Below are 25,117 nucleotides of genomic sequence, written 5' to 3'. Positions count from 1 at the left end.
TGCAGCCATTTTGCAGCTTTACTTGCAAAATAATATTTTGTAGTTGGGTATGAATGCGAAAATTATTTATTGTATTTAGCGTGAATATGGTTATTTTGGTAATTTAAATACAGATGATTCAGTATAGGAAACCCACTAAATTCGATAGGTTGGCAATATGAAGAAAAAAATGAAGATTGACAGCTACAATAAAAAAATATTATCCACCTTGCACTTAGAAGGTGCGCTTACCAATATTGAATTAGCTGAAAAAGTAAACTTATCGCCTAGCGCATGTTTTCAAAGAGTCAAAGCATTAAAAGAGGCAGGCTATTTTAGAAATTTACATGCCGACGTTAACTTAGATCAGCTTTGTGAGCACGTGTTGGCTTATATAGAATTTACTTTAGAAGATAATAGTGCGCCATCGAGAAGACGATTTGTTAGCCGTATTCACGAGATCCCAGAGATTATGGATTGCATGCAATTGAGTGGCGATGTGGATTATATTTCGTTAAGTTGTTTTCCTAATCTTAAAAAGCTTAATGAAGTGTGCTCAGAATTAAGTGATCAAACAGATTTGCGGATAAAACACATTAAAACTCGCATTGTACTCGAACGAGCTAAATGGTTTTTAGGCTATCCATTATCAAAACTAAAATGGCTTGATGATAATGAACATGATGGAGAAATAGTGTCAGAGCGAGCCACTGTATAGCTTATATGGGGCCGATGAGAGAATCAACGGCCTTTATTACTAACCAACTAACGAAAATACTCATTAACACTTATCCCAAGTTGCGGTTAATTAGCATTTGATTACCTCAAGTCAGATGTACAAAAAAGTACTCCTCTTAATGCGATTAACCGTGACTAATAAATTGAGTCTTAACAGGTGTGGCATCAATGCCTTTTGCGACCGTGAGCATGGATGAGGTTAGCTTATTTAATTGCTTAGCACTGATGGTGTAGGGCGGCATAAGATAAATATATTTATTAAATGGTCTTACCCAGACACCAAGCTCAACAAAGGCTTGTTGTAATTCAGCTGTATTGACTGTATTGACCATTTCAATTACCCCAACAGCCCCTAACACACGGACATCTCTCACTTGCGGTAAATCTATCGCACTAGCAAGTTCTTGCTTAAGCTGAGATTCAATTGCGCTAACTTGTTGTTGCCACTCACCTTGGAGCAATAAATCTAAGCTGGCGGTCGCTGCTGCACATGCCAATGGATTACCCATAAAGGTAGGACCGTGCATAAATACACCTGCAGGTGAGTCACTAATACCATTAGCTACTTCGTCACTGCATAAGGTGGCCGCGAGGCTAATATATCCACCGGTTAAGGCCTTACCAACACACAAAATATCCGCTTCAATATTGGCATGTTCATAAGCGAATAGGGTGCCGGTGCGGCCAAATCCAGTCGCTATTTCATCTAAAATCAGTAGCACATCGTATTGGTCGCAAAGTTGACGAAGTTTAGTCAGATACGCTGGGGAGTAAAAACGCATTCCGCCAGCGCCTTGCATGATGGGCTCAATAATTACGGCTGCAATATCTTGGTGATGTTGAGCAAATGCAGCATCTAAAGCTAGTGAATCTGTTTGGTTAAGGGGGTCATTAAACTTAGACGTTGGCGCAGGGATAAAGACTTGTTCAGTGACATTATTACCGAACATGGTGTGCATTCCACCATCAGGATCACATACGCTCATCGCGGCAAAGGTATCGCCATGATAACCACTTTTTACGGTCATAATCCGCTGCTTTTGTGGTTGATTTCGGCCTTGCCAATATTGCAGCGCCATTTTTAATGCAACTTCTACTGCAATTGAGCCCGAGTCGGCTAAAAAAACCTTAGTTAAATTATCACTCGTCATCTGCACTAAGCGTTTTGAGGTTTCAATGGCTGGCTGGTGGGTTATGCCACCAAACATCACATGACTCAGTTGTGATAACTGCTTTTGCATAGCCGTTAAAATGGTCGGATGACTATAACCATGGACACAAGACCACCACGAACTGGTGCCATCTATAAGTACCTTGCCATCGTCTAAAGTCAACTCGCAACCTTGAGCGGAAACGACTCCATATACAGGCAGAGACTGGGTCATAGAGGTATAAGGGTGCCATATATGTTGTGCATCGAAAGCGTAATCGATAGTGGTATTTGTGTCGGGAAGTGCCATAATTATAGGTGCTCATCATTTGACCACTAGTAAAGCGCAAAGTGGTTGTTGCGTTGACAGTTTACGGGCTCAGGGTATCCTAGCCAACATAAAATCAAAATAAAGGAATGAACCATGTCGTTAGCTGAAGTTCGTCACGATTGGCAAAAAGCACAAATTGAAGCATTGTTTGCGCTGCCTATGAATGATTTATTGTTTAAGGCTCACAGTATTCATCGTGAAACGTTTGACCCTAACGAAGTGCAGATAAGCCGTCTTTTATCAATTAAAACCGGTGCATGCCCTGAGGACTGTAAATATTGTCCACAAAGCGCACGCTATGACACTGGCCTTGAAAAAGAACGTTTGCTTGAAATTGATAAAGTATTAACCGAGGCTAAAAGTGCTAAAGCTGCTGGAGCATCGCGTTTTTGTATGGGGGCAGCCTGGCGTAACCCGCGTGACAAAGATATGCCATATTTAACGCAAATGGTAAAAGATGTTCGTGCCTTAGGCATGGAAACCTGTATGACATTAGGCATGTTGTCATCTGAGCAGGCCGGGAAATTAGCCGATGCTGGTTTGGATTACTACAACCATAACCTTGATACCTCACCAGAATATTACGGCGACGTTATTACCACTCGCACCTATCAAAGTCGCTTAGATACGCTAACAAACGTACGTGCATCTGGGATGAAAGTCTGTTCTGGCGGCATTGTTGGAATGGGCGAACAAGCCACAGATCGCGCCGGTTTATTGCAACAATTGGCCAATTTAGAACAACATCCAGATTCGGTGCCAATCAACATGTTAGTCAAAGTGGCCGGTACGCCGTTTGAGAATATAGATGATCTTGACCCGCTTGAATTTGTGCGCACCATTGCTGTAGCCCGCATTATTATGCCTAAGTCGCGGGTGCGTTTATCTGCAGGACGAGAAAGCATGAGTGATGAACTTCAATCTATGTGTTTCTTTGCTGGTGCTAACTCTATTTTCTACGGTTGTAAGCTATTAACTACAGCAAACCCAGAAGAAAACGATGATATGAATTTGTTCCGTCGTTTAGGTTTGCACCCGGAACAAGGCCCGCAAGCCCACATTGAAACAGATAACGCATTATTAGCCAAAGCTAACGCCATACAAGATAAGTCGACCAAGCAGTTTTTTGACGCAGCAGCGCTGTAATTAAGCATGACGTCATTAGGTCTGCCTGCGATTGGGAAACACCCAATAGCTTTAAGGATAAGTGAAAAGCTTGCTGAACTAAACGCAGCAGGTCTTTTACGCCAGCGACATGTGACAGCAACGTCGCAACAGTCTGTATTGATTGATTTTAGTCACAATGATTATTTAGGTTTAGCCCATGAACCAGCGTTAGCACAAGCACTTTACGACGGTGCAACAGTATATGGTGTGGGCAGTGGGGCATCACCGCTCGTAAGTGGTTATAGCCAAGCCCATGTGGCGCTGGAACAAGGTTTATGTGAGATTACCGGTCACCAAGCTTGTATGCTGTTTAGTTCAGGCTTTAGTGCCAATAGCGCGTTAATGAAAACCTTGTTTAACCCCGATGATACGGTCATTGCTGATAAATTGGTGCATGCCTCTGTCATTGACGGTTTAAAAGACAGCGGCAGCAAAATTAGCCGATTTTTGCATAACGAAATCAATAGCGCTGCACGCATTATTGAACGAAATCCCAATACCGCAGTGGTTACCGAGAGCGTATTCAGTATGGACGGCGACATAGCCCCCATTGTTGAGCTATCGGATTTATGTAAGCAACATGGCTGTTGGCTCATTGTTGATGATGCCCATGGTTTTGGGGTATTACCAAGCTCGTTTGTTAATGCCGATAATGTCGATATTCAAGTCGTCACCTTTGGTAAGGCGCTAGGCTGCCAAGGCGCCGCTATTTTAGCCTCCGCAGAAGTGATTGATTACTTGGTTGCGACGTGTCGTGAGTATATTTACTCAACCGCTTTATCGCCAGCCAATGCTCAATTAGCATTAGCGGCAATTAATTGGCAACAAACTCACCCAGAATTATTGGAACAATTAACGGCTAATATTGCATTGTTTAGGCAACTCGCATTAGTAAATAAATTGAGTATTACGTCTTCTACTACCGCAATTCAACCGATTATGATCGGTGATAATCATCAGGTTATCGCTATTGCGCAGCAGTTAAAACAACAAGGTTTTTTAGTTGGTGCTATTCGTTCACCAACCGTGCCAAAAGGACAGGCGCGTTTGCGTATTACTTTAAATGCACAGCATAAAGCTTCTGATATTCAATCACTTGTGAGCACTTTAACTCAGCTTATTCACCAATATAGTGATACTGACGCAAAGCTAGGTGCATTAGCGCCACAAACAGTGGCTAAATAAATCGTATCAATGAGACTCTCATGACGTTAGATAATCCAGTGGCAAGCAAATTTTCAATCGCCGCATCTCATTACAAGCAACATGATGTATTACAACGTATTACCGCTAAGCAATTATTAGACAATGCGCATCTATTTGGCACCTTACTTGATGTCGGTGCCGGTCCTGGTACGAGTTTTCATGCCTTTGATGTTAAGCAGGTCGTTGCGGTTGATATCGCTCATGGCATGCTTAAGCAATTAACCAAACAACACCCTGATTATTTACCGATATGCAGCGACGCACAGGCGCTTGGATTACAGAGTGCTTCCATTGACAGTATCTATTCTAATTTAGCCTTGCAATGGTGCCAAACGTTACCACAAGCATTTGCTGAGTTTCATCGAGTATTGCGACAAAATGGTGAGTGTCATCTTAGTGTAGTTGTTGATGGCAGTTTGGCTGAATTACAAACATTAGGCTTTAGAGTTAACCCATTTTATTCCGTATCGGCACTTAATGCCGCATTGAGTGCATCTCATACGACTGTGGATGATTGGCACAGCATTGATATCCATGTTGAGAGTATTAGCGTGTATTTTGATGATTTGCGCAGCTTGCTGTACTCAATAAAGGGTGTGGGTGCGTCGTTTGCTCAACAAGACGAAAACAATGCAACACAACATCAGCCACTCACAAAGCAACAATGGCAGCAACGCATCGTACTTGCAGAAACAATGCGTACCGATAAAGGCTTGCCATTAACTTATCAAATTGCGTATATCCGCGCCAAGCGAGGTTGAAACGATGTTGTACTTTGTGACAGGAACCGATACCGACAGCGGTAAAACCTTAGTTTCGGCTGCATTATTATCCAAGGCTCAAGGCCATAAATGCGGCTTTAAACCGATAGCATCAGGATGTATATCCACCGACGTGGGCTTACGCAACAGTGATGCCTTAATGCTAATAGCTCAGTCGAATATGGATTTACCGTATCAAGTGGTGAATCCTATTTGTTTTGAACCCGCTATAGCGCCGCACATTGCTGCCAAACAAACTAATCAAACATTAACGGCTCAACGTGTACTTGATACTATGTACCATCCCGCGATGTTAGATGCAGATTTTGCCTTGATAGAAGGTGCTGGTGGCTGGCGTTTACCACTAGGTAATGGTGAGTATTTATCTGAGACTGTTAAATTATTGCACGCCAAGCTACAACAAATTCAGCTGGTTCAAGGTCAACAGGCGATATCTCAGGTTGAGGTTATTTTAGTTGTAGGCATGAAACTAGGCTGTTTAAACCATGCGTTATTAACTCAAGAGGCTGTGTTGGCCGACGGATTGTCGATAGCGGGGTGGGTTGCTAATCAAGTGGACCCTGATATGGCTTTTATTGACGATAACCTCAACAGTTTACAGCAGATGATGCAGGGACCATTTTTAGGTTATGTGCCTCATTTAGCCAATGCAACAGCTGAACATGCCGCGAGTTATCTGCAATTACCGAAGTAATTCGTAGTCGAAAATATTAAGCCCAACTTTGCCCGCAGTTAGCTTTTCAGTATGAGCAGGCAAAAGCGGGCGATCAATCAATTGATATTACCAGAATGATTAGTTTGCGATTGGCATCACTCTATTACGACCTAAGCGTTTTGCTTCGTACAGTAACTTATCGGTTACTTCAATTAATTGCGATACATTTTGCTTAGGTTTCCATTCAGCAACACCAAAAGATGCGGTTATCGAATCAATAACCTTGTCACTGCGTCTGTCTTTGACACTGAGTTTTTCGAGCGCTCTGCGAATGCCTTCAGCTAATTGTCTAGCAACTCTAAACTGACTACTTGGCACAATAATGGCGAACTCTTCACCACCAAAACGGTACAATTTAATTCCGTCACGGCAGGCTTCTTGGATCCGTTTCGCAACGGTTTTTAGGACTAAATCACCAAGTTGATGACCAAAATTATCGTTGAAGGTTTTAAAGTGATCAATATCAATTAAAATCATGCAGGTACCCGCAGGGGCTGAACTTATTTGCGCTTCAATGTCAGTGTTAAATGCACGGCGATTTAACACATTGGTTAGGGCGTCAAATAGCATGTCTTTTTCAGATTCAGCTAAACGAGTTTTGAGAGTATCAATCTCTGATTGAGCTTTTTGGAGTTGTTCGGTAAAACTCACGGTACTAGAACGGATGCTGGAAGATTCTTTAACGATATTTCTAATAATACCAATCACTTGCTCGAGAGAGAAACCTTGATTTTCAAGATCGCTTAATTTTTTAAAATCTTTATCAATTTGATTTTGAAATGTCTCAGTGTCCAAATTAGTATCTTTGAGTGACTGAGATAATTCACATACCATAGCATCAAGGTTCTTACGCATGTCGCGCACATCTAGCTCAACCGGATCAGCCACATGTTTACGATATAACAATTCGCTGGTCACTGGTGAACAGGTTTGATTTTGTTTTACTGCAGTATCTAACTCTTGATTAAGTAACGGGTTTTGTTCTCCCACGTAAGCATACCAAAGCGCGTAGTTTGTTGGTGTTGTGGGTATTCTATATTTTAACATTAACGGAACAGCTTTTTTCAAATTGGCTGCAGCGGTTTGCAGTAGAGTGTTCGACATTAAGTGCCTCATGATCCGGGCTAAGGAAAGACTTTAAAAAATCTACAATTGAAGTAAATATAACAATAATAGCAGAGTTTGTACCATGATATTATAGTGATACAAATAACAAAAAAGCATCCGAAGATGCTTTTTTAGTGACTTGAATCATATTAAAAAACGTAAGAGACAGCAAACATTGGGCCAGTAAAGCTGTAGTTTATATTGTAATCAAAAGTACGCTGTTCAATATTACCGACATTACGTGTTTTTTCGATTGTGACATCAACATCATAATAGTTGTAAGCCAGTTTTAATGACCAATTATCGCAAACCTTAGCTTCAACACCTAAACGGATATCGATAAGTGATCCATCTACATCATCATATTTGATAGCAAAATATTGGGCGTGAGCATCAAATGTCCAACCAGGATAAAATTCGTAAGAGCCGTAAAGGCCAATGTCTGGTAGAGGCGCCGTTAGAGTATCGTCTATCACTTCAGGTGTTGCTACTGCATCGTTGCATAAACTGGTTAAGGTTGAGTCTGGCACGCAAATACCGATAGTGCCTTTAAAAGCGGTTTCGATAAACATGGTATGTATACCAACGGATACTCCAACAGCGTAATGAGTTCCTTGCCATATGTCATAACCATAGCCAATTCGCAGAATATCAATATTGAGTTCGGTATTCAGCTTGGCGCCAGTTTCAATCAGGTAGTCTTTTCCATCAATATCTTCAAGAATAAAATCTTCTGATACCGTTTCAGTGTCTGCTTTGCGATCCAACGACTTCCAATCAATATAAATACTATGGCGTTGGTTGAAAGAGAATGTGAATTCAAAGTAGGGTAAGTATTGCTCTTCAGCAAGTAGCAGTTCATCTTCAAAGTCTACCGGGAATGTTCCGCCTGTTTTAGGGTTTGTAGCGATGAAGTTTGAATCTGAATTAGCATAAAACATACCGATATCAAGGGTATATTTGTCGGTAACTGTTGAGTTGTTAGTTGATAGCTCCGTTTCTGCCGCAGCAGTTCGAGTACCTAATATCAACAACACTATACAAATAAAAGATCTTATCATTGAAACTCCGCATTTATTATTTTTTCTATATCACAGGATATGCGTCTTCATATGATGCTTTTGTCGAATTTAATACCTAACCTATTCAGCGCTGATATCCCAAATAAGGATTATCAAAATGCGCAGCCATAAACATTAAGTTAAAATAAAAACGACAAACTGTTCAGTGCATATACTAGCATCTTGCTACTAAATGTGAAGTATTTGTATAGAATTATTGCGCTAAATCAAGTTTTCGTTAATAGCTTGAACTCAACGGTGTAAAAACAACCATTCCAGCGAAAAGTCAACACGGATAAAGGCGCCAGAGCATTGGCGTAGCTGCGGTGGGTGACAAAAATGTGACAGAACAAGAAAAGTAGAGCAGGATGTTGACTCTACTTTTACTACTCGTGTAACAAATATGTTACATGTGGCGACTTTAGCCGTTGAAAGATAGTTTATTCTGACTCATCGGTGTCAGAAGCATCTTCTTCTACATCGTCAAATTCAATTTCAACTTTAGAGCTTGCTGGCGCGTGAATTGTCCCAACAACAGCATAAAATGGTTTGCCTTTTGCTAGACGACAATATTTAGACCACAATAGCTCCATTGGTGTTGTTGCAGGTTTTTTACCCTGTAAAACGTTAACAAATTGGTCTTCGTCAACATGACAAGGTAACTGCGAGCCATCGGCTAAATTTTTCATTGCTTGACCGTGTTGTTCAAGCAACTCAGCTTCCTTATTGGTAAAATCACCACAACGTTTAAATCCTTTTGGGAAATTCACGTCATCATAGAAGCGTTTAGTAGATTGAAAACTGTTGCTATGACCATTGGTGTTAGCATCAATACCTTGTTTTGCATTGATAAATGATTGCTGAGACATGGCTAATACCTTCTAGATTATGAGATATAAAGATTTGCAACTGGAGTATTGGCTAGTATTATCATTTTTTAAATCAAAATATTTTGTCCTTAATGGTAAAGAATTTTTATGGATACAGATTTATTAAAAACCTTCTTAGAAGTGTCCCGTACTCGACACTTTGGTAAAGCGGCTGAAAATCTATACCTCACTCGAAGTGCTGTCAGTTTTAGGATAAAGCAATTAGAAAATATTCTGGGTATAGAGTTATTTGAACGCTTACGTAACAACATTCAACCAACTCCGGCAGGTGAAAGAATGCTCGGCCATGCTGAGGCCGTGCTTAACGCCTGGGAAAGAGCAAAACAAGATATTATTTTAAATCAGCAGCACAGTGCTCAGTTAGCGTTGTCGGCTGGCGATAATATTTGGGATGCTTTTTTACAAGGTTTTTTACAGCCATTACATTTAGGCTTGGAAGGAGTGGCTTTAAGAACGGATGTGTTACCTGCAGTAGTAATGACTCGTCAACTTATTGAACGAACCTTAGATATTGCGATTACGTTTGATCCTCCAAAGCTTGATGGCGTTATATTAGTTAAGCTTGCTGAAGTAAAATTGTATTTAGTCTGCAAACAAGCAGGCGTTAAGCTTACTCAAACACCTACTTTACCTTATATAAAAGTAGATTGGGGGACTGCCTTTAATATCACTCATGCTCAGGATTTTACCATGTTACCTTTGCCGGTATTACATACAAGTTCTGCTCGTATGGCGTTGGACTTTATACTTAATAACGGCGGATGTGCATTTTTGCCTGAGGCACTCATACAGCCTTATTTAGATAACGGGACTCTGTATGTTGTCGATGATGCAAAATGTATCCATCGGCATGTGTATGCTGCTTATTGGGCTGAAAATGAAAGACTTGCTTATATTGAACAAGCCATTTCAATTTTGACTACCGCTAAGCACACTAAATGATATTCGTCTGGCTGTTATTAAAACAGTAATGGCCAAATAACGATGCCCCAAGTGATGGCACATAATACTAAACTGATAAAGACTGCTGCAGAAGCAATGTCTTTTGCCTGACCACTGAGTGGATGGATCTCATCACCAATCCGATCAACTACCGCTTCAATAGCGGAGTTCAACAATTCTACAATCAATACAATTAACACAGTCATGATAAGCAAAATACGATCAGTACTACTGATATTGAGTAGTAGTGCAATAGGTAGCATTAGGCAAGCAAGCACGGTTTCTTGTCTGAATGCCGCTTCATTTTTCCACGCTGACTTTAGCCCTAGCATTGAAAATCCTGTCGCTCGAAATACGCGTTTTAGACCATGATTGTTCTCTGGTTTCATTTTGCTCATTATCTTTTTGATGTTCATTCCGTAGATTGTAACATTCTGTTCATATGCATCCAGCGGTTATTTCGGTCTTATGATGTGCTGTAGAGCAGAAAAAACATTTATCGTTGTGCTGATATCTGCCCTCATCATGCATCGATTTATATCAAAATAAGCCCGACCAATGAATGGATAATTCTTCTGTTTGTACTAGGCTCACTTAACATTACAGATAATCATTTTAAACAGGCGTAAGTCTTTCGTCACGAATGGCAGGTGTTATAACAGTGTTTTGAGCGGTATTGCTCGGAAGTGACTTGATGCCCAATACAGTAAACACTTGAGGCATTGAAATAAACTTTTGAACAAAAACGAAAAGACACTAAATGGATTTTATTATTAGCAAGGATTGCACATGCGTAAGCTACCTTATATTTTAATTTTGGTCATTAGTTCACTGCATTGCTTTACGATAAAGAGTGAAGTGTTATCAATTCCTCTTATTCAGTTAGCAACAAAGTATCAACAAGATATCGACGTCACTGAATACTTAATCAGCGAGAAACTCGATGGCGTTCGAGGCTATTGGGATGGCAGTAATATGCTGACTCGCAGTGGCCGAAAAGTGACTCTACCTGCGTCGTTTACCCTTGGTTTTCCTAATACTGCTATTGACGGTGAACTTTGGTTAGGTCGTAATCGTTTCGAAGATATTTCTGCATTGGTTCGACGTCAGCAAGTACCTGATAAAGAGTGGCTGGAAGTCAAGTTTATGATGTTTGATTTACCACGTCATTCCGGCCCTTTTATTGATCGCTATTTAGCAATGAAAATGTTGGTAGAACAAACGGCCTCCATACATTTACAGGTCATTAAGCAGGGTCCAGTGGTTTCAACGGAAGCTCTGTTTACACTGCTTGATTCCGTCGTTAATGCTGGCGGTGAAGGATTGATGTTACATTATCAGCAAGCGCATTATACTGTCGGCCGCAGTGAGTATATTGTTAAGCTCAAACCCAAATATGACGCTGAAGCTGTAGTGATTGGTCATACAGAAGGTAAAGGTAAATATAGAGGTAAGCTAGGTGCGTTAATCGTAAAAACACCTGCAGGGATCGTGTTTAATATAGGCAGTGGTTTAAGCGATAAACAACGAGAAAATCCACCTTTAGTTGGTTCGATAATTACTTATCAATATTTAGGCTTAACTCAAAAAGGGACACCAAGATTTGCTACTTTTCTACGCCAAAGGCCATCACAATAACGCTCAAACTTGCTGACATGTTGCGTGGTGTATTATTAAATAATAATGGTAAAACTAAATGTAGAACTACAATTAGTAATGATCATAACCCCGGTTAAGGTATCGGCAACATGATTAAGTGATGATATAAAACTGGAGATAATGGCGGTTATCAATGATCGATGATAAATATCTTTTAAATGTTCGCTCGGTGTTGTTTGTCTGTATGGGCAATATTTGCCGTTCGCCGACTGCAGAGGCAGTGTTTAGGCAACAAATGAAACGTCACTCGCTTCAACTTGATATCGATTCTGCAGGGACTATTGCTTATCATCAAGGGCATGCTCCGGATAGTCGCAGTATTATTGCTGGCAACAAGCGCGGACTTGATTTTTCAGGAATGACAGCTCGGCAGGTTATCGATGCTGATTTTGAACGATTTGATTTGATTTTAGCGGCAGACTTTGCCAATTTAGCTGATTTGAAACAAAGGTGTCCTGTCCATTTACGATATAAATTACAGTTGATATTAAGCTATGGTGATTCGTTAGTCGAAGAAGTACCTGACCCATATTATGGTGGTGAGCGAGGATTTGAGATGGTTATCGATTTACTTGAAGCCAGTTTAATGGCATTGGCGGTTAAGTTAGCTAAACGTTGAAATATAATCAATTAACTAAGAAGACTTAACTAAGGCTACTTATCTAGGTTAATTAATTATGGTTACTTAATTCAGGCTACTTAAGCATGGTTACTTCATTCAAACTACTTAAGCATGGCTGTTCACTCTGAATGATAAGTGCTAGGCCGGCATTGATGTTGACGACCTAGACTTTGTTCGGCTTAATCGTTATAACGTTTACCGGAGCGTTTAAGTTTCTCTTGCTCTATTTTCTGCTGTTTAATGAGTTCTTTCTCAGCTAATTTACGTGCAACTTCCTCTTTTTCTACTTCAGCCATCGCTGGAGTTTCAAGGCTTAATAGTCCGATTTTCCCTGAGCGGTATTCATGTAGTAAGAGTTCAGATACTTTATGGTAATCAACTCGTGCGCCAGGGCGAAGTGCTCCGCGGGAACGACTGATAGCTTCGAGTAATTCGATATCGCTGGCGGGTAGCGATTGAAGCTTATAACGTTCGCAAATTTCGTCGGGATAGGCTTTAAGGAAATAGCCAGCAGCAAACATTGCCACATCTTCGTATTCCATAGCGGTATCTTTAATTGCACCAGTGACAGCAAGGCGATAGCTACTGGCTTCATTGTCTACCTTTGGCCATAAAATGCCCGGAGTATCCGATAGTACGATTCCGTTACGTAAGTTAATACGTTGCTGACGTCTTGTGACTGCAGGTTCATTACCTGTTTTGGCTATAGTGCGACCCGCTAAGGTATTAATAATTGTAGATTTACCAACATTAGGAATACCCATGATCATGGTGCGGATGTCTTTTTCCATAATGTCACGGTGTGGCACCAGTTTACGGCAAAGATCAGGAATGCTTTTTACCATACTGGGTTGTAAACTTGTGATTGCTGATGCCTGAACGCCTTGTTCACGTTCTAGGTATTCAATCCATTGGGCGGTAACCTTAGGATCGGCTAAATCAGATTTATTCAGTAATTTAATGCAGGGTTTATCACCACGTAGTTGTGACACCATCGGATTTTCACTGCTGTATGGAATACGTGCATCGAGCACTTCAATAACGAGATCCACTTGAGGCATTGCCTCCTCGATCTCTTTACGTGCTTTGTGCATGTGTCCTGGATACCACTGAATTGCCATGATGTTGCCTTATAAACCGGAGAGTAAATACAATAAATACAAAAGTGATATTCTACCTCGTTAGCAGATTAAATGCATAAAAAAAGCGCCCGAAGGCGCTTAGTATCATTGCTAAATGAAGCATTAATGCTTAAATAACGCCTAATTCACGTAATCTTTCCTGTAAATAGCTGTCAGCGGTATAACGCTCTGATAACACGACTTCTGGATTCGGATGCAAAAACAGCGGTAATGAAATCCGTGATTTGGTTTTGTCTGCCCCTTCAGGGTTGATTACCCTATGTGATGTCGAAGGGAAATAGCCACCCGATGCTTCTTGCAACATGTCACCGATGTTAATAATGATGCTGCCAAAATCGCTAGGTACGTCAATCCATTCACCGGTTTTGGTTTTCACTTGTAATCCAGGTTCATTTGCTGCAGGTAATATAGTGATGAGGTTAATGTCCTCATGCGCTGCAGCGCGGATAGCGCCCATTTCTTCATCACCTTTCATTGGTGGATAATGTAAAATCCGCAACAAGGTTTGTTGGCTTTGTGCAATCATGTCTGGTAGTGGAATCGTATATTTTGCCGCAACATCTGCAGGTGTGTATTTTTCAATCCAACTGAGTAATTCCGCAGCTAGGGTGTTGGCATGTTCATAATATGCAAGAATATTGGATCTAAGTGAATCAGGAATACGGCCCCAAGGATACACATGATAATATTCTTTGATATCTTTTACATTGTTACCTTTGGCTGTTTCAGAAATCGATGCAGGAAAAAATCCATCGTGTGTTTCTGACTTGAACAAAAAGTCATGTTTTTGTTCAGATTGGAAAAAGTTGTACCACTCTTTATAAATGTCTTCGACAAGTTGCTTTTGAATAGGGTGATTCGATAGTACCCCAAAACCTGTTTGTTGAAGCGATTCAACAAAGCGCTCAGCGCTATCTGGTGCTAAGTAATCAATTGTATTTAGTTTCATTATATTTTCTTATTAGTGTGTTGACCCACTGCTAATGGTAACCTTAGTCACACTTTGTCGCAATTCTTTGCGTGTCTTCATGTTGTATTGGTTGAACTGATACTGCGGATCTCACGTATCCTTTGTTAATATTTGCGACAAACAACTCAATGAGAGCCGACAATGAATAATTTAACCGAATTTGAAAAATATGTAATTGAACAAAAAGGTACAGAACGGCCTTTCAGCGGTGAATATGTTGATCATGATGCGCAAGGCGTTTATTTATGTAAAAAGTGCCATGCACCTCTTTATAACAGTGAACATAAATTTAATGCACATTGTGGCTGGCCTGCATTTGATGATGAAATCGAGGGCGCAGTAGAACATACTCCTGATGCTGATGGTCATCGAACCGAAATCACCTGTGCACAATGTGGCGGTCATTTAGGTCATGTGTTTGAAGGCGAGCATTTAACGGATAATAATGTTCGTCATTGTGTTAATTCAGTATCGATGATTTTTAAATCCCGTGATGAGTTAGCGCAATCAAGTTCGGCGGTAGCTTCTTTCCAAAAGGCCACTTTTGGCGCTGGGTGTTTTTGGTGTGTTGAGGCTATTTTTGCTCAACTTAATGGCGTGCTAAGTGTTAAATCAGGTTATTGTGGCGGTGAAGCAAAAGATGCAAATTATGACGCAGTGTGTTCTGGTAAAACAGCTCATGCAGAAGTGGTTCATATTGAATTTGACCCTGCGGTTATTCAATTTGACATCTTACTTAGCGTACTATTTGAAAGCCACGATCCGACCACACTTAATCAACAGGGTAATGATAAAGGGCCACAGTATCGTTCAGCTATTTTTGCCCATAATAGTGAACAAGTAGATGCTGCAAACCGATTTATTCATGCGTTAACTGAACAACAACTTTGGCCTAGGCCGATAGTGACCGAAATCAGTGCGTTTGACACATTTTATCCTGCTGAAAATTATCATGATGACTACTTTGCAAAGCATGGTGAACAACCTTATTGCCAATTAGTGGTTAAGCCTAAATTTGATAAAGTCATGAGTAAGTTTGCAGATAAGCGTAAAGTGTAAACTAAAATTTTTGCTCTTGTATTAGGGCTAATCATAATAAAAAAGGGGTGATTGAATATTCAATCACCCCTTTTTTTATATCAATTCCATTAATTATGTGCTCAATCAGAGCCTCTCAGGTTTTCCAGTTTGAGGCGCATTGTTGAAAGAATGGTTGTTCCCTTGTAAAACAATGCAACAAAGAAATGGAAAGCCTGAGTAGCTCCCGCTGAATGACCAGATAATTATTGGCATTGGTATTATGTCCGTTTAGTCTAATTTATCGTCGGCCACTTTGTTGTGCAGATCTTCAATAAGGTAAATTTCAACCAAATCAAGTGCTTTAGGAGTAGGGCTTTACAATCTTGGCTTAAGTAACGTAAAGGCAGACGTTTCCCCGCAACCACATAACGTTTAGCTAAGGTATCGATAGCCTCTAACGCTGAATGATCTGCCACTCGTGAATTTTGAAAATCAATAATCACATCTTGGTTATCGTTTTCAGCATCAAATACTTCAAGGAAATTAACCTCTGAGCCAAAGAATAATGGCCCATTTAAGCGATATATTTTCCAGCCATTTGTGTCTTCACTTATGTCAATGTTGATGTGTTTTGCGTGTTGCCATGCAAACACCAAAGCAGATACGATAACACCAACAAACACAGCAAAAAGCCAGATCGGTAAATGCCCCTATACCTTGTTCAATCACTAATGACACCATGACTACTGCCATAGCACCTGTAGCGCCGGAAATCATACCTGATCGCCCGCCAATTAATGCGGTGATTAAACCCATAATGAAGGCAGCGTATATTCCTACCATAGGTTCAACATGGGCGACGAACGCAAAGGCAACTGCTTCTGGGATTAGGCTAACGCCACGGTTAATCCTGACAAAATATCGGCTTTACTACTACTTGTTTATGGCGAATGAGATCGAATATTTAACCTCTGGTTTTGTTTGTAAGTTAATAAAAAGGGGGATTATTTCAACAAAAAACACTTGATTTTTGAACTGTGATGATATCAATTCAATGAGGCTGTTTTTTGAGTTTTCTATTAATATTGTCAATAAAAAAGCCATGCTAAGCATGGCTTTATAAATAATGGGGGCTAGTTAGCCCCTTATTATCGTTACTCTCCAGGGCGAGTCATATCAGCAGATGCACTGTTATTCTTTGCTACTTTGGGAGTGTTGCTTTCAGTTGCTTGCGCTTCATAAGTACGCCCTTGAGGTACAGCTTTCTGCTCACGTACATCGACCGTAGGTTTAGTCGTGTCAGATGACACCATAGAACCAAAGCGACTTGTTTTTACAGGTGCTTTTATCGACGGTGCAACTTCAGCAGCAACCGTGGCTGCTATTGCCGCCGTGACGTCTTTTACCACTTCAGGTTTAGCTTGGCGCACAATTGCAGCAGGCTTAGCCATTGGCGCAGAGGAATTGGCCGCAACCGATTTATCTTGCTTGCTAGTTAACGCTGCGGTTTTTTCAGTTTCAATAGATGTTGTTTCAGTCACTGTCGCTACCGGTGCTTGTTTAGCTTCAACATCAACCGTTGTTTTAGCAACTTCTACTTCAGCTTTAAGTTCAGGGGCCTCAGGTGCTTTTACTGCTTGAGGTGCCACCTTTATTTCTACTGGCGTTTCAGTTGTTTCAACATTAACCGCTACAGCATCAGCTTTGTTAGCTTCTGTCTCTACGGCTTCAACTGGCTTAGTAACGGGTTCAACAGGTGTATTAACGACTTCAGCAATTGCTTCACCTTCAATATCTGGAGTCTTCGCTTGAGCTCTAGCTTGTTCAGCGTCTAATTGCTTTTCTAGCTCATCATTAGGTGTGAAAACGGCTGGTTGAGTAGAGCCCGTTTCATCATCACGACGACGGCGTTGACCTGCTGCACGTAAGTGGCGAGGGCTACGACGACTACGACGTTGACCTTCGCGGCCTTCAGCTTCGCTGTCTGTTGTAATATCTTCTGCGCTCGTGTTTGACTCATCAGTTTCAGCTGCAACGTCAGTGCTAGCAACTACCGTTTCAGTGACAGTATCAACATCTGCTTGAGTTGTTTCTGTTTTTACTTCAACCACGGCAGTAGCGTCAGTTTCAACTGGAGCAGCAGTACTGGTAACATTTGCTACTTCAGTAACTGGATCAGTTGTTTGCTCTGTTCCATTTTCTGCTGGTGCTTCAACCGCCTGTTCAGTCTTCTCTTTACGAGGTTGACGACGACTGCGTGGCGCTCTAGTTTCTGATGTTTTTTCTTCAGCTACTTTTGACTCTACCGCTTTAGGTTCTGATGTCATTACCTCAACTGATTGCTCAGTTGATTTATTATCATTAACATCGGTTGTTGGTAATGTTTCACTCTGTTCGCTTTCAATACGCACTTTACGACGTAAATTACGACGCTGGCGACGCTCACGAGCAGCTTCTTGTTTTGGAGATTTTTCCGTAGCAACTTTAGGCTCTGTTACTTTAACCTCTGTTGCTTTTGTTTCATTGACAGGCAATGGCTTGTCAACTTTCTCAGTTCTCGGTTTGTTTTTGGCGTTGTCATCTTGAACCGTATTTCTGCTATTACGTTCATTACGCTTATTCTGAGGACGAGCTTCTGTGCTGTCTTTTGATTTATCGCTGTCATTTCGCTGACGACGACTATCATTGCGTTTGTCATTACGGTTAGTGCTGTCGTTACGAGTGTCATTACGACGGGTATTACGACGGGTGTTAGTTTGAGCCGTTTCTTTCGTTGGTTCAGCTGCTTTGGTATCTTTAGCCTCAGCTTCATTACCTGAAAATAAGGCGCTAATTGCTGAGATCATTCGAGTGAAGAATCCTGGCTGATTAGACGTTGCCACCGGAGCGACATTTGCAGGTATTGCTTTTACTGTATCTTCAGCTGCTTTTTGTGGAGCAGTAAAGCCTTTTAATGCAGGCTCAGGAGACGCTGCACGCTCAAGCTTACGAGGCTCATACAATTTGGCGACGGGTTGTTCTACTCGTTTATAGCTAGATTCACTGACTTCATCATCACTCTTACGACGTACAACGCGGTAATCAGGTGTTTGCATGTGTGCATCTGGGATGATGTAAACTTCAACTTCGTGACGTTCTTCGGTAATACGAATTGCTTTACGTTTCTCGTTTAATAAGAACGCAGCAACATCAACCGGTACAATCGCTTCGATTTGTGTAGTGTTCTCTTTAATGGCTTCTTCTTCCATTAAACGTAAAATCGATAGCGCTAATGATTCAGTACTGCGAATAGTGCCTTGGCCATGACAACGTGGACACAAGTGAGCTGCTGATTCTTCTAACGATGGACGCAGACGCTGACGCGACATTTCCATTAAACCAAAGCGAGAAATACGACCCAATTGCACTCGTGCACGGTCGTGATGTACTGCATCACGTAAACGATTTTCAACTTCACGCTGATGACGAACAGGTGTCATATCGATAAAGTCGATAACCACTAAACCGCCTAAGTCACGTAGACGTAATTGACGAGCAATTTCATCCGCAGCTTCAAGGTTAGTGTTGAGTGCTGTTTCTTCAATATCGCCGCCTTTAGTTGCACGGGCTGAGTTGATATCGATCGACGTTAATGCTTCTGTCGGGTCAATAACAATTGATCCGCCTGAAGGCAAACGCACTTCACGTTGGAACGCTGACTCGATTTGAGACTCAATTTGAAAGTGAGTAAACAACGGTACTTCAGAATCATATAGTTTTACACGTTCTACAAAATCGGGGCGAACTAAACCAATGTGCAATTTAGCTTCTTCGAAAATACGTGGGTGATCGATAAGGATCTCACCCACATCGCGACGTAAGTAGTCACGAATAGCGCGAACAATCACGTTGCTTTCTTGATGAATTAAGAATGGCGCGGCTTTACTTTGAGCAGCTTCTTGAATAGCGTCCCAATGATGTTGTAGTACTTTTAAGTCCCACTTTAGCTCTGTTGATTCTTTGCCTACACCAGCAGTTCGCACAATCAAGCCCATACCATTCGGTACTTCTAGCTCAGCCATTGCTTCTTTGAGTTCGGTACGTTCATCACCTTCGATACGACGAGAAATACCGCCAGCACGAGGGTTATTTGGCATTAATACTAAATAAGAGCCAGCAAGACTAATAAAGGTAGTTAGTGCAGCGCCTTTGTTGCCACGTTCTTCTTTATCGATTTGAACGATGACTTCTTGGCCTTCTTGTACCACTTCTTTAATGTTTGGGCGGCCTTGGAATGAATAACCTTTAGGGAAGTATTCGCGACCAATTTCTTTGAGGGGTAAAAAACCATGACGATCTGCACCGTAATCAACGAATGCGGCTTCAAGTGACGGTTCTACTCGAGTGATTTTACCTTTATAGATATTTGATTTTTTCTGTTCGTGACCTGGACTTTCAATGTCTAAATCATACAGTTCTTGCCCATCAACTAGGGCTACGCGCAACTCTTCTGATTGAGTTGCATTAATTAACATACGTTTCATGATGACGTGATTCTTCTAAATGAGGTCATCAAACAACACGATTTTTTCTGCATTACGGGCCTGAATTAATCGGTATAACCTCACGGCTAGATCCAGGCAATTAGGTGCTCATTACTGTAAAACGCAGTCACTGCGTGTCGCATCCTATTTATGGCTTATTTTCTAATGTTTACAAAAACAAGGAATTGGTTGACTAACAACCAACCCCATAAATTATGGTATTTTAATCCGTTAATGCCCAAGTCGAATCGGTTTGTTTGATAACAAGCTAAAATGTTGTTCGAATTTGGGGCGATTTACTACAGTTAAATTGAAATCTTTATTCAAAACTTACGGTTTAATTGCACAAACGGTTTTTGTCGTTTTTTAATTAATACAATTTGCAAATCAATGAGTTGCTACCGATTAGGTTCATTTTTTTAACTGCTAGTGTTTCGCATTTGGTCAAAGTTGTGAACACTTTATCCACTGTTTACTCTCAACCTGTGGGCAAATATAGCAACAAACGTTATTTTCAGCAATCAAAAGCCTATATTCTTTCATGTATTTATTTCAAGTCTGATGCGGCAATAGCCAATCATTTGCAAGATAAGGTACACTATTGGGGTTACCACTATATGGCGCATCATGAATACTGAAACTACCCCCCAAGTTGAATACGTGACTATCGACGAAGATCATTTTGAACAACGAATCGATAATTTTCTGCTAACTAAATTAAAAGGTGTTCCTAAAAGCATGATCTATCGGATTGTGCGCAAAGGGGAAGTGCGGGTAAATAAAAAACGCATCAAGCCTGAATACAAATTACAAATTGGTGACATCGTAAGAGTACCGCCTGTTCGTGTTGCCGAAAAAGACAATCGCAAGGCACCATCTCCTAATTTATCCAGAGTGTCACAGCTTGAAGATCGTATTATCCATGAAGATAATCATCTTATCGTGTTAAACAAGCCTGCTGGTATTGCTGTACATGGTGGCAGCGGTGTCGATTATGGTGTGATTGAAGGATTACGCTCACTGCGACCACAGCAAAAGTTTTTAGAGCTAGTGCATCGATTAGATAAAGATACCTCGGGTGTGCTGCTTGTGGCTAAGAAGCGAAGTGCACTAAAGCATTTACATGAGCAATTGCGCAGTAAAACCATGCAAAAAGATTATTTAGCGTTGGTGCGTGGTGAATGGCAAGCAAGTGATAAAGTGGTTAAAGCACCGCTATTAAAAATTACCTTAAAGTCGGGCGAGAGAATCGTTCGGGTTAACAAAGAGGGTAAAGAGTCAGAAACCCGCTATAAGATCATGCAGCGTTACCAAGGGTGTACTTTAGTTAAGGCGAGTCCTGTTACAGGGCGAACCCATCAAATACGAGTACATTGTCAGTATGCAGGCCATGCAATTGCTTGTGATGATAAATACAGCGAGCAACAATTTGACGACAGCATGCGTGCTTTAGGGTTAGACCGTCTGTTTTTACACGCGGCTGAACTTAAATTCACTCATCCAGAAAATGATGAAATCATGCAAGTTAAAGCGCCTTTAGACCCAGTGTTATTGAGCACTCTTGATAAATTGAAAAGAGTATAACACCCACAGATATGTGCAAATGAAGTAGGGCATGATATTGAACATTAAAGATAAAGCTTATGAACTAGTCATTTTCGATTGGGATGGCACACTAATGGATACCGTAGGTAAAATAGTGTCTTGTATGCAAGATGTAGCACAAGAATTAATTTTACCTATACCCACTGAGCAACAAATTAGAGATGTCATAGGCTTATCTTTACCTAAAATCATGCCGATTTTATTTGCTGGTCACCAAAACCATCAACAGATTATTGATTGTTATCGACGTCATCATTTTGCCAATGAGCAGCCTACACCTCTATTTGAGGGGGTAGAGTCGCTCATTATTAATCTACATGCGGCTGGTTATCAATTAGCTGTGGCGACGGGTAAAGGACGAGATGGTCTAGACAAGGTATTAGCATTAACAGGCTTAGGACAGTATTTTCATGCGACGCGTTGCGCTGATGACGCTAAGAGCAAGCCAGATCCTGAGATGCTGCATTCATTATTGAGATATTTTGATGTTGCTGCCGATAGAGCCGTCATGATTGGTGATTCGATTCATGATTTAACCATGGCCAATAATGCTGGCATGGCGAGTATCGGTGTGAGTTACGGCGCACATAATGAAGCTAGATTGAAAACGTTAAATCCACGCGCAATTGTCGACCAACCATCGGCGATACATGACTATGTTTAATTATTGTGGGTGATGTATTGCCAGATGTGTAATGCAGCATCGAATATAAGTGTTCGATGCTGCATAGCATACGCTTTATATGTTGCTTAGCTTATCTCGGTGTTACACCTGTTATCGTTCCCACATTAAGCGCAAACACCATTACCTTCATCAATGCACCTTTTTAGATTCGGTATCGACCTTATATTCGATATTAGTATTCGATATTAATATTCGTTGATTGAGCATTCTGCTGCTGTACTAAGAACATCTACACCGTGTTGTGAGAGTAAATCAATCAGCTTAATTAATGGTAGTCCAATTAAGCTATTTGGGTCGTCACCTTCTAAACGGCTAAATAAGGCAATGCCTAACCCTTCGCATTTAAAACTCCCCGCGCAATATAGTGGCTGCTCTGCATCGACGTAATAGCGAATTTGCGCAGCAGATAAGTGTTTAAAATGAACCGTAAACGGTTCAACACAAGATATCATTTGTTGATTGGCACTATTGAATACAGCAAGACCTGTATAAAAAGTAATTGCTTGACCAGATGCTGAGCTTAATTGAGCTATCGCATTGTCTACAGTATAAGGCTTACCGATAATTTGACCGTTAATCAGCGCGACTTGATCGGAACCAATAATTAATTGCGGCACAGATGTTTGATCAATTAAGTTCGCGCCTGCTAATGCTTTTTGCTCGGCTAAGCGCTTAACCAATGCTAATGCTGTCTCATCTTTTAATGGGGTTTCATCAATATCTGGGTTAACACAACTAAAAGGCAGCATTAATTTTTGCATTAGTTGTTGACGAAAAGGTGAGGTTGACGCAAGTACAAGATTGAATTTCATTGGTTTTGTTTCATTATTTATTGGCTAATAACAGAATATTAGTCAGTTTACTGTATTCATCTATGCAAATGGATCATTTTTCTCGAGTAATGCTTGTGTGATGGGGTTGGGTTCGGTAAAATTTACCAACTTTCAAATTCAATGCCGGATTTAAAGAGTACCTAAAGTTCCTTGTTAGGTGAGGTTACCGTATTTTTACGGAAATTTTCTTTGACTCCAGCGTTTTCAAACTATAATATGCGCGCCTTATGCAAACAGTAAAGATACCGGTTTCAATTGATCCTATACGCGCTGCCTCTAGCGGCCTTCGATATGAAGGTACCATTTTAGGTAAGCAACTTAAGCGATTAAGCGAGTTATGTGCCGGCGACTGTTCCGACGTAGTTGTGTCGTTGGAATGTGGCGTCGATTTACAGGGGATAGTCTACCTTCGCGGGAAGGCTGTGACGGAGCTCACTCTGCTATGTCAACGTTGCATGACACAATTTACTACTGAGGTTACGGTCGACTTTTGTTTTAGTCCTTGTAAGACTGAGGCAGAAATCGATGAGCTCCCGGATGCGTATGATCCAATTGAGTGTAATGAGATTGGTGAAGTACGTCTGCATCAATTGATTGAAGATGAATTGATAGTCGCTATGCCTATCATCCCGATGCACGATGATAATAGTTGTAAGTCTGGATCGAAAGATATAGTTGTAGGCGAGATCGAACCCGCTCATGAGGAGCGTCCAAATCCGTTTGCAGTGTTAGAAAAACTGAAGAGCAAGTAATCGTAGGAGACAGGTCCAATGGCTGTACAACAGAATAAAAAATCACGTTCAAAGCGCGGCATGCGTCGTTCACATGATTCATTGAGCACTGCTCAATTATCAGTAGACGCAACTAGCGGTGAATTACATCTACGTCACAACGTGACTGCTGATGGTTTTTACCGCGGTAAAAAGGTTATCAACAAGTAATTTGTTGATTATCTGATGACAAATCTGACGCTTGCGTTAGATGCGATGGGGGGCGATCACGGTCCCCACGTGACAGTGCCTGCAGCGATGCAGGCACTGAAATTTCATACCTCTTTAAATATTATTTTGGTTGGTAATAAAACCGAAATAGAAAAATACCTCCCCCAAGCTCACTCAGCTGATTTATCCAGAATTGAAATAATCCACACTACTGAAGTCGTGACAATGTGCGATAGGCCCATTCATGCTTTGCGTTCGCGTAAAAACAGTTCTATGAGAATAGCGCTTGAACTGGTACGTGACGGAAAAGCCGAGGCCTGCGTTAGCGCTGGTAATACTGGTGCGTTGATGGCGATGGCTAAGGTGCTATTAAAAACATTACCGGGTATTGATAGACCCGCACTGGTTTCTTGTTTACCTGCAATGACTGGCAAGCCCGTTTATCTGCTGGATTTAGGGGCTAATGTATCTTGTGATTCCGAGACCTTATTCCAGTTTGCTATTATGGGGTCTGTCTTATGTGAAGCTGTCCATAAGAAATCCCGTCCCAAAGTCGCTTTGCTTAATGTCGGTATTGAAGCCATTAAAGGTAACGACCAGGTTCAACAGGCCGGACAAATTTTACAACACACCGAACAAGTTAATTATATCGGCTTTGTTGAAGGCGATGAAATTTACACTGGTAATGTGGATGTCATTGTTTGTGATGGCTTTGTCGGTAATATCACCTTAAAGACTTCTGAAGGCATCGCAAAACTGTTAGTACATCAATTAAAACGCGGCTTAAATGACGGTTTTTTTGTTCGTTTACTCTCCAAACTCATCGCTCCACGCATACAAGCAGTACTCAGTAAGATGAACCCCGACCACTATAACGGTGCAAGTCTGATAGGATTGCGCGGAATAGTAGTAAAGAGTCATGGTAACGCGGATGAAGCTGCATTTTTACAAGCATTAAATTTAGCAGCAACAGAAGCAAAACGTCGTCTTCCTGAAATGATTAAAGATCGTTTGGAGTCGATTCTTTTAGACATCAATAGCTGATCTCA

Annotated in this window: 23 protein-coding genes and 2 pseudogenes; 14 read left to right on the top strand and 11 right to left on the bottom strand. The window is 41.1% G+C overall.

The genetic code is table 11. From position 1 onward, the window contains the following. Positions 1–157 precede the first annotated feature (157 nt). Complete coding sequence (locus H5125_RS08580) at positions 158–697, top strand: Lrp/AsnC family transcriptional regulator (protein ID WP_182744024.1); 540 nt, start codon at positions 158–160, stop codon at positions 695–697. A 145-nt stretch (positions 698–842) separates the two neighbouring features. Here H5125_RS08580 and bioA read toward each other — a convergent pair whose 3' ends face one another. Beyond that, the gene (gene bioA, locus H5125_RS08575; RefSeq protein ID WP_182744023.1) at positions 843–2,177 is read right to left on the bottom strand and encodes an adenosylmethionine--8-amino-7-oxononanoate transaminase; all 1,335 of its coding nucleotides are present in this window, start codon (positions 2,175–2,177) and stop codon (positions 843–845) included. 114 nt (positions 2,178–2,291) lie between these two features. On the opposite strand from bioA, the gene bioB reads away from it, so the two are divergent. From bioB to bioD, 4 genes are read left to right on the top strand one after another with little or no spacing between them, the layout of a single operon-like run. After that, positions 2,292–3,344: a biotin synthase BioB gene (bioB, locus tag H5125_RS08570; protein ID WP_162023394.1), complete on the top strand. Its 1,053-nt coding sequence runs from the start codon at positions 2,292–2,294 to the stop codon at positions 3,342–3,344. A 6-nt stretch (positions 3,345–3,350) separates the two neighbouring features. Further along, positions 3,351–4,550 carry an 8-amino-7-oxononanoate synthase gene (locus tag H5125_RS08565; protein WP_182744022.1) on the top strand — a complete coding sequence of 400 codons (1,200 nt, stop codon included), beginning with the start codon at positions 3,351–3,353 and terminating at the stop codon, positions 4,548–4,550. Positions 4,551–4,570: 20 nt separating this feature from the next. Beyond that, positions 4,571–5,332, top strand: a complete 762-nt coding sequence (locus tag H5125_RS08560) for a methyltransferase domain-containing protein (RefSeq protein WP_182744021.1) — start codon at positions 4,571–4,573, stop codon at positions 5,330–5,332. Positions 5,333–5,339: 7 nt separating this feature from the next. Further along, positions 5,340–6,047, top strand: a complete 708-nt coding sequence (bioD, locus tag H5125_RS08555; protein WP_182744037.1) for a dethiobiotin synthase — start codon at positions 5,340–5,342, stop codon at positions 6,045–6,047. Between the two features lie 99 nt (positions 6,048–6,146). Here bioD and H5125_RS08550 read toward each other — a convergent pair whose 3' ends face one another. The 3 genes from H5125_RS08550 to H5125_RS08540 all read right to left on the bottom strand — a co-directional run bounded on the left by H5125_RS08550 (position 6,147) and on the right by H5125_RS08540 (position 9,105). Then, positions 6,147–7,172: a GGDEF domain-containing protein gene (locus H5125_RS08550; RefSeq protein ID WP_182744020.1), complete on the bottom strand. Its 1,026-nt coding sequence runs from the start codon at positions 7,170–7,172 to the stop codon at positions 6,147–6,149. A gap of 152 nt (positions 7,173–7,324) precedes the next feature. Further along, positions 7,325–8,236 (bottom strand): hypothetical protein, encoded by a 912-nt coding sequence (locus H5125_RS08545; RefSeq protein WP_101086798.1) that lies wholly within the window; start codon positions 8,234–8,236, stop codon positions 7,325–7,327. 440 nt (positions 8,237–8,676) lie between these two features. Next, positions 8,677–9,105: a DUF413 domain-containing protein gene (locus tag H5125_RS08540; RefSeq protein WP_101086799.1), complete on the bottom strand. Its 429-nt coding sequence runs from the start codon at positions 9,103–9,105 to the stop codon at positions 8,677–8,679. 108 nt (positions 9,106–9,213) lie between these two features. Here H5125_RS08540 and hdfR point away from each other — a divergent pair, with 108 nt between their 5' ends. Then, complete coding sequence (hdfR, locus tag H5125_RS08535; protein ID WP_182744019.1) at positions 9,214–10,068, top strand: HTH-type transcriptional regulator HdfR; 855 nt, start codon at positions 9,214–9,216, stop codon at positions 10,066–10,068. 17 nt (positions 10,069–10,085) lie between these two features. Here the strand turns inward: hdfR and H5125_RS08530 are convergent, their stop codons facing one another. Beyond that, positions 10,086–10,457: a diacylglycerol kinase gene (locus tag H5125_RS08530; RefSeq protein WP_101086801.1), complete on the bottom strand. Its 372-nt coding sequence runs from the start codon at positions 10,455–10,457 to the stop codon at positions 10,086–10,088. Positions 10,458–10,857: 400 nt separating this feature from the next. On the opposite strand from H5125_RS08530, the gene H5125_RS08525 reads away from it, so the two are divergent. Together H5125_RS08525 and H5125_RS08520 are read left to right on the top strand one after the other, a co-directional pair. Next, positions 10,858–11,706, top strand: a complete 849-nt coding sequence (locus H5125_RS08525) for a DNA ligase (protein WP_182744018.1) — start codon at positions 10,858–10,860, stop codon at positions 11,704–11,706. A 154-nt stretch (positions 11,707–11,860) separates the two neighbouring features. Continuing rightward, positions 11,861–12,346, top strand: coding sequence for a low molecular weight protein-tyrosine-phosphatase (locus H5125_RS08520; protein ID WP_182744017.1), 486 nt, complete (start codon positions 11,861–11,863; stop codon positions 12,344–12,346). A gap of 182 nt (positions 12,347–12,528) precedes the next feature. Here the strand turns inward: H5125_RS08520 and ylqF are convergent, their stop codons facing one another. Beyond that, positions 12,529–13,470, bottom strand: a complete 942-nt coding sequence (gene ylqF / locus H5125_RS08515; protein WP_059745525.1) for a ribosome biogenesis GTPase YlqF — start codon at positions 13,468–13,470, stop codon at positions 12,529–12,531. 130 nt (positions 13,471–13,600) lie between these two features. Next, on the bottom strand, positions 13,601–14,440 hold the full coding sequence (locus H5125_RS08510) for an isopenicillin N synthase family oxygenase (protein ID WP_162023386.1): 840 nt from the start codon (positions 14,438–14,440) through the stop codon (positions 13,601–13,603). 162 nt (positions 14,441–14,602) lie between these two features. On the opposite strand from H5125_RS08510, the gene H5125_RS08505 reads away from it, so the two are divergent. Next, positions 14,603–15,520, top strand: a complete 918-nt coding sequence (locus tag H5125_RS08505) for a bifunctional methionine sulfoxide reductase B/A protein (protein WP_182744016.1) — start codon at positions 14,603–14,605, stop codon at positions 15,518–15,520. A 249-nt stretch (positions 15,521–15,769) separates the two neighbouring features. Here H5125_RS08505 and H5125_RS08500 read toward each other — a convergent pair. From H5125_RS08500 to rne, 3 genes and pseudogenes are all read right to left on the bottom strand, one after another. Continuing rightward, positions 15,770–16,189 (bottom strand): annotated as a pseudogene (locus H5125_RS08500) (STAS domain-containing protein); the annotation flags it as partial. A gap of 3 nt (positions 16,190–16,192) precedes the next feature. Further along, positions 16,193–16,401 (bottom strand): annotated as a pseudogene (locus H5125_RS22455) (SulP family inorganic anion transporter); the annotation flags it as partial. Positions 16,402–16,635: 234 nt separating this feature from the next. Next, a complete protein-coding gene (gene rne, locus H5125_RS08495; RefSeq protein WP_182744015.1) occupies positions 16,636–20,004 on the bottom strand; it encodes a ribonuclease E in 3,369 nt (1,122 codons plus the stop codon). A gap of 627 nt (positions 20,005–20,631) precedes the next feature. Here rne and rluC point away from each other — a divergent pair. Further along, on the top strand, positions 20,632–21,588 hold the full coding sequence (rluC, locus tag H5125_RS08490; protein ID WP_011636963.1) for a 23S rRNA pseudouridine(955/2504/2580) synthase RluC: 957 nt from the start codon (positions 20,632–20,634) through the stop codon (positions 21,586–21,588). 31 nt (positions 21,589–21,619) lie between these two features. Next, the gene (locus H5125_RS08485; RefSeq protein ID WP_182744014.1) at positions 21,620–22,273 is read left to right on the top strand and encodes an HAD-IA family hydrolase; all 654 of its coding nucleotides are present in this window, start codon (positions 21,620–21,622) and stop codon (positions 22,271–22,273) included. A gap of 206 nt (positions 22,274–22,479) precedes the next feature. Here H5125_RS08485 and H5125_RS08480 read toward each other — a convergent pair whose 3' ends face one another. After that, the gene (locus tag H5125_RS08480) at positions 22,480–23,106 is read right to left on the bottom strand and encodes a nucleoside triphosphate pyrophosphatase (protein WP_182744013.1); all 627 of its coding nucleotides are present in this window, start codon (positions 23,104–23,106) and stop codon (positions 22,480–22,482) included. Between the two features lie 248 nt (positions 23,107–23,354). Between H5125_RS08480 and yceD the strand changes: the two genes are divergently transcribed. The 3 genes from yceD to plsX are packed head-to-tail and all read left to right on the top strand — an operon-like array spanning position 23,355 to position 25,112. Next, the gene (yceD, locus tag H5125_RS08475) at positions 23,355–23,879 is read left to right on the top strand and encodes a 23S rRNA accumulation protein YceD (RefSeq protein ID WP_101086810.1); all 525 of its coding nucleotides are present in this window, start codon (positions 23,355–23,357) and stop codon (positions 23,877–23,879) included. A gap of 18 nt (positions 23,880–23,897) precedes the next feature. Next, positions 23,898–24,068, top strand: a complete 171-nt coding sequence (gene rpmF / locus H5125_RS08470; protein WP_011636967.1) for a 50S ribosomal protein L32 — start codon at positions 23,898–23,900, stop codon at positions 24,066–24,068. Positions 24,069–24,083: 15 nt separating this feature from the next. Beyond that, the gene (gene plsX, locus H5125_RS08465; RefSeq protein ID WP_101086811.1) at positions 24,084–25,112 is read left to right on the top strand and encodes a phosphate acyltransferase PlsX; all 1,029 of its coding nucleotides are present in this window, start codon (positions 24,084–24,086) and stop codon (positions 25,110–25,112) included. The last annotated feature ends 5 nt before the right edge of the window (positions 25,113–25,117 follow it).

Origin of the sequence: Shewanella sp. SR44-4, from assembly GCF_014163715.1 — a bacterium.
Taxonomy (GTDB): domain Bacteria; phylum Pseudomonadota; class Gammaproteobacteria; order Enterobacterales; family Shewanellaceae; genus Shewanella.
This window is presented reverse-complemented; position numbering and strand designations above follow the sequence as displayed.

What these genes read in the sequence shown, in the direction of transcription:
- H5125_RS08565 (WP_182744022.1), top strand. Translation starts at nt 3,351, where the DNA reads ATGACGTCATTAGGTCTGCCTGCGATTGGGAAACACCCAATAGCTTTA.
- H5125_RS08485 (WP_182744014.1), top strand. Translation starts at nt 21,620, where the DNA reads ATGATATTGAACATTAAAGATAAAGCTTATGAACTAGTCATTTTCGAT.
- hdfR (WP_182744019.1), top strand. Translation starts at nt 9,214, where the DNA reads ATGGATACAGATTTATTAAAAACCTTCTTAGAAGTGTCCCGTACTCGA.
- bioB (WP_162023394.1), top strand. Translation starts at nt 2,292, where the DNA reads ATGTCGTTAGCTGAAGTTCGTCACGATTGGCAAAAAGCACAAATTGAA.
- H5125_RS08540 (WP_101086799.1), bottom strand. Translation starts at nt 9,105, where the DNA reads ATGTCTCAGCAATCATTTATCAATGCAAAACAAGGTATTGATGCTAAC.
- H5125_RS08580 (WP_182744024.1), top strand. Translation starts at nt 158, where the DNA reads ATGAAGAAAAAAATGAAGATTGACAGCTACAATAAAAAAATATTATCC.
- H5125_RS08545 (WP_101086798.1), bottom strand. Translation starts at nt 8,236, where the DNA reads ATGATAAGATCTTTTATTTGTATAGTGTTGTTGATATTAGGTACTCGA.
- H5125_RS08505 (WP_182744016.1), top strand. Translation starts at nt 14,603, where the DNA reads ATGAATAATTTAACCGAATTTGAAAAATATGTAATTGAACAAAAAGGT.
- plsX (WP_101086811.1), top strand. Translation starts at nt 24,084, where the DNA reads ATGACAAATCTGACGCTTGCGTTAGATGCGATGGGGGGCGATCACGGT.
- H5125_RS08560 (WP_182744021.1), top strand. Translation starts at nt 4,571, where the DNA reads ATGACGTTAGATAATCCAGTGGCAAGCAAATTTTCAATCGCCGCATCT.
- H5125_RS08530 (WP_101086801.1), bottom strand. Translation starts at nt 10,457, where the DNA reads ATGAAACCAGAGAACAATCATGGTCTAAAACGCGTATTTCGAGCGACA.
- bioA (WP_182744023.1), bottom strand. Translation starts at nt 2,177, where the DNA reads ATGGCACTTCCCGACACAAATACCACTATCGATTACGCTTTCGATGCA.
- H5125_RS08510 (WP_162023386.1), bottom strand. Translation starts at nt 14,440, where the DNA reads ATGAAACTAAATACAATTGATTACTTAGCACCAGATAGCGCTGAGCGC.
- H5125_RS08520 (WP_182744017.1), top strand. Translation starts at nt 11,861, where the DNA reads ATGATCGATGATAAATATCTTTTAAATGTTCGCTCGGTGTTGTTTGTC.
- H5125_RS08550 (WP_182744020.1), bottom strand. Translation starts at nt 7,172, where the DNA reads ATGTCGAACACTCTACTGCAAACCGCTGCAGCCAATTTGAAAAAAGCT.
- yceD (WP_101086810.1), top strand. Translation starts at nt 23,355, where the DNA reads ATGCAAACAGTAAAGATACCGGTTTCAATTGATCCTATACGCGCTGCC.
- ylqF (WP_059745525.1), bottom strand. Translation starts at nt 13,470, where the DNA reads ATGGCAATTCAGTGGTATCCAGGACACATGCACAAAGCACGTAAAGAG.
- H5125_RS08480 (WP_182744013.1), bottom strand. Translation starts at nt 23,106, where the DNA reads ATGAAATTCAATCTTGTACTTGCGTCAACCTCACCTTTTCGTCAACAA.
- rpmF (WP_011636967.1), top strand. Translation starts at nt 23,898, where the DNA reads ATGGCTGTACAACAGAATAAAAAATCACGTTCAAAGCGCGGCATGCGT.
- rluC (WP_011636963.1), top strand. Translation starts at nt 20,632, where the DNA reads ATGAATACTGAAACTACCCCCCAAGTTGAATACGTGACTATCGACGAA.
- rne (WP_182744015.1), bottom strand. Translation starts at nt 20,004, where the DNA reads ATGAAACGTATGTTAATTAATGCAACTCAATCAGAAGAGTTGCGCGTA.
- H5125_RS08525 (WP_182744018.1), top strand. Translation starts at nt 10,858, where the DNA reads ATGCGTAAGCTACCTTATATTTTAATTTTGGTCATTAGTTCACTGCAT.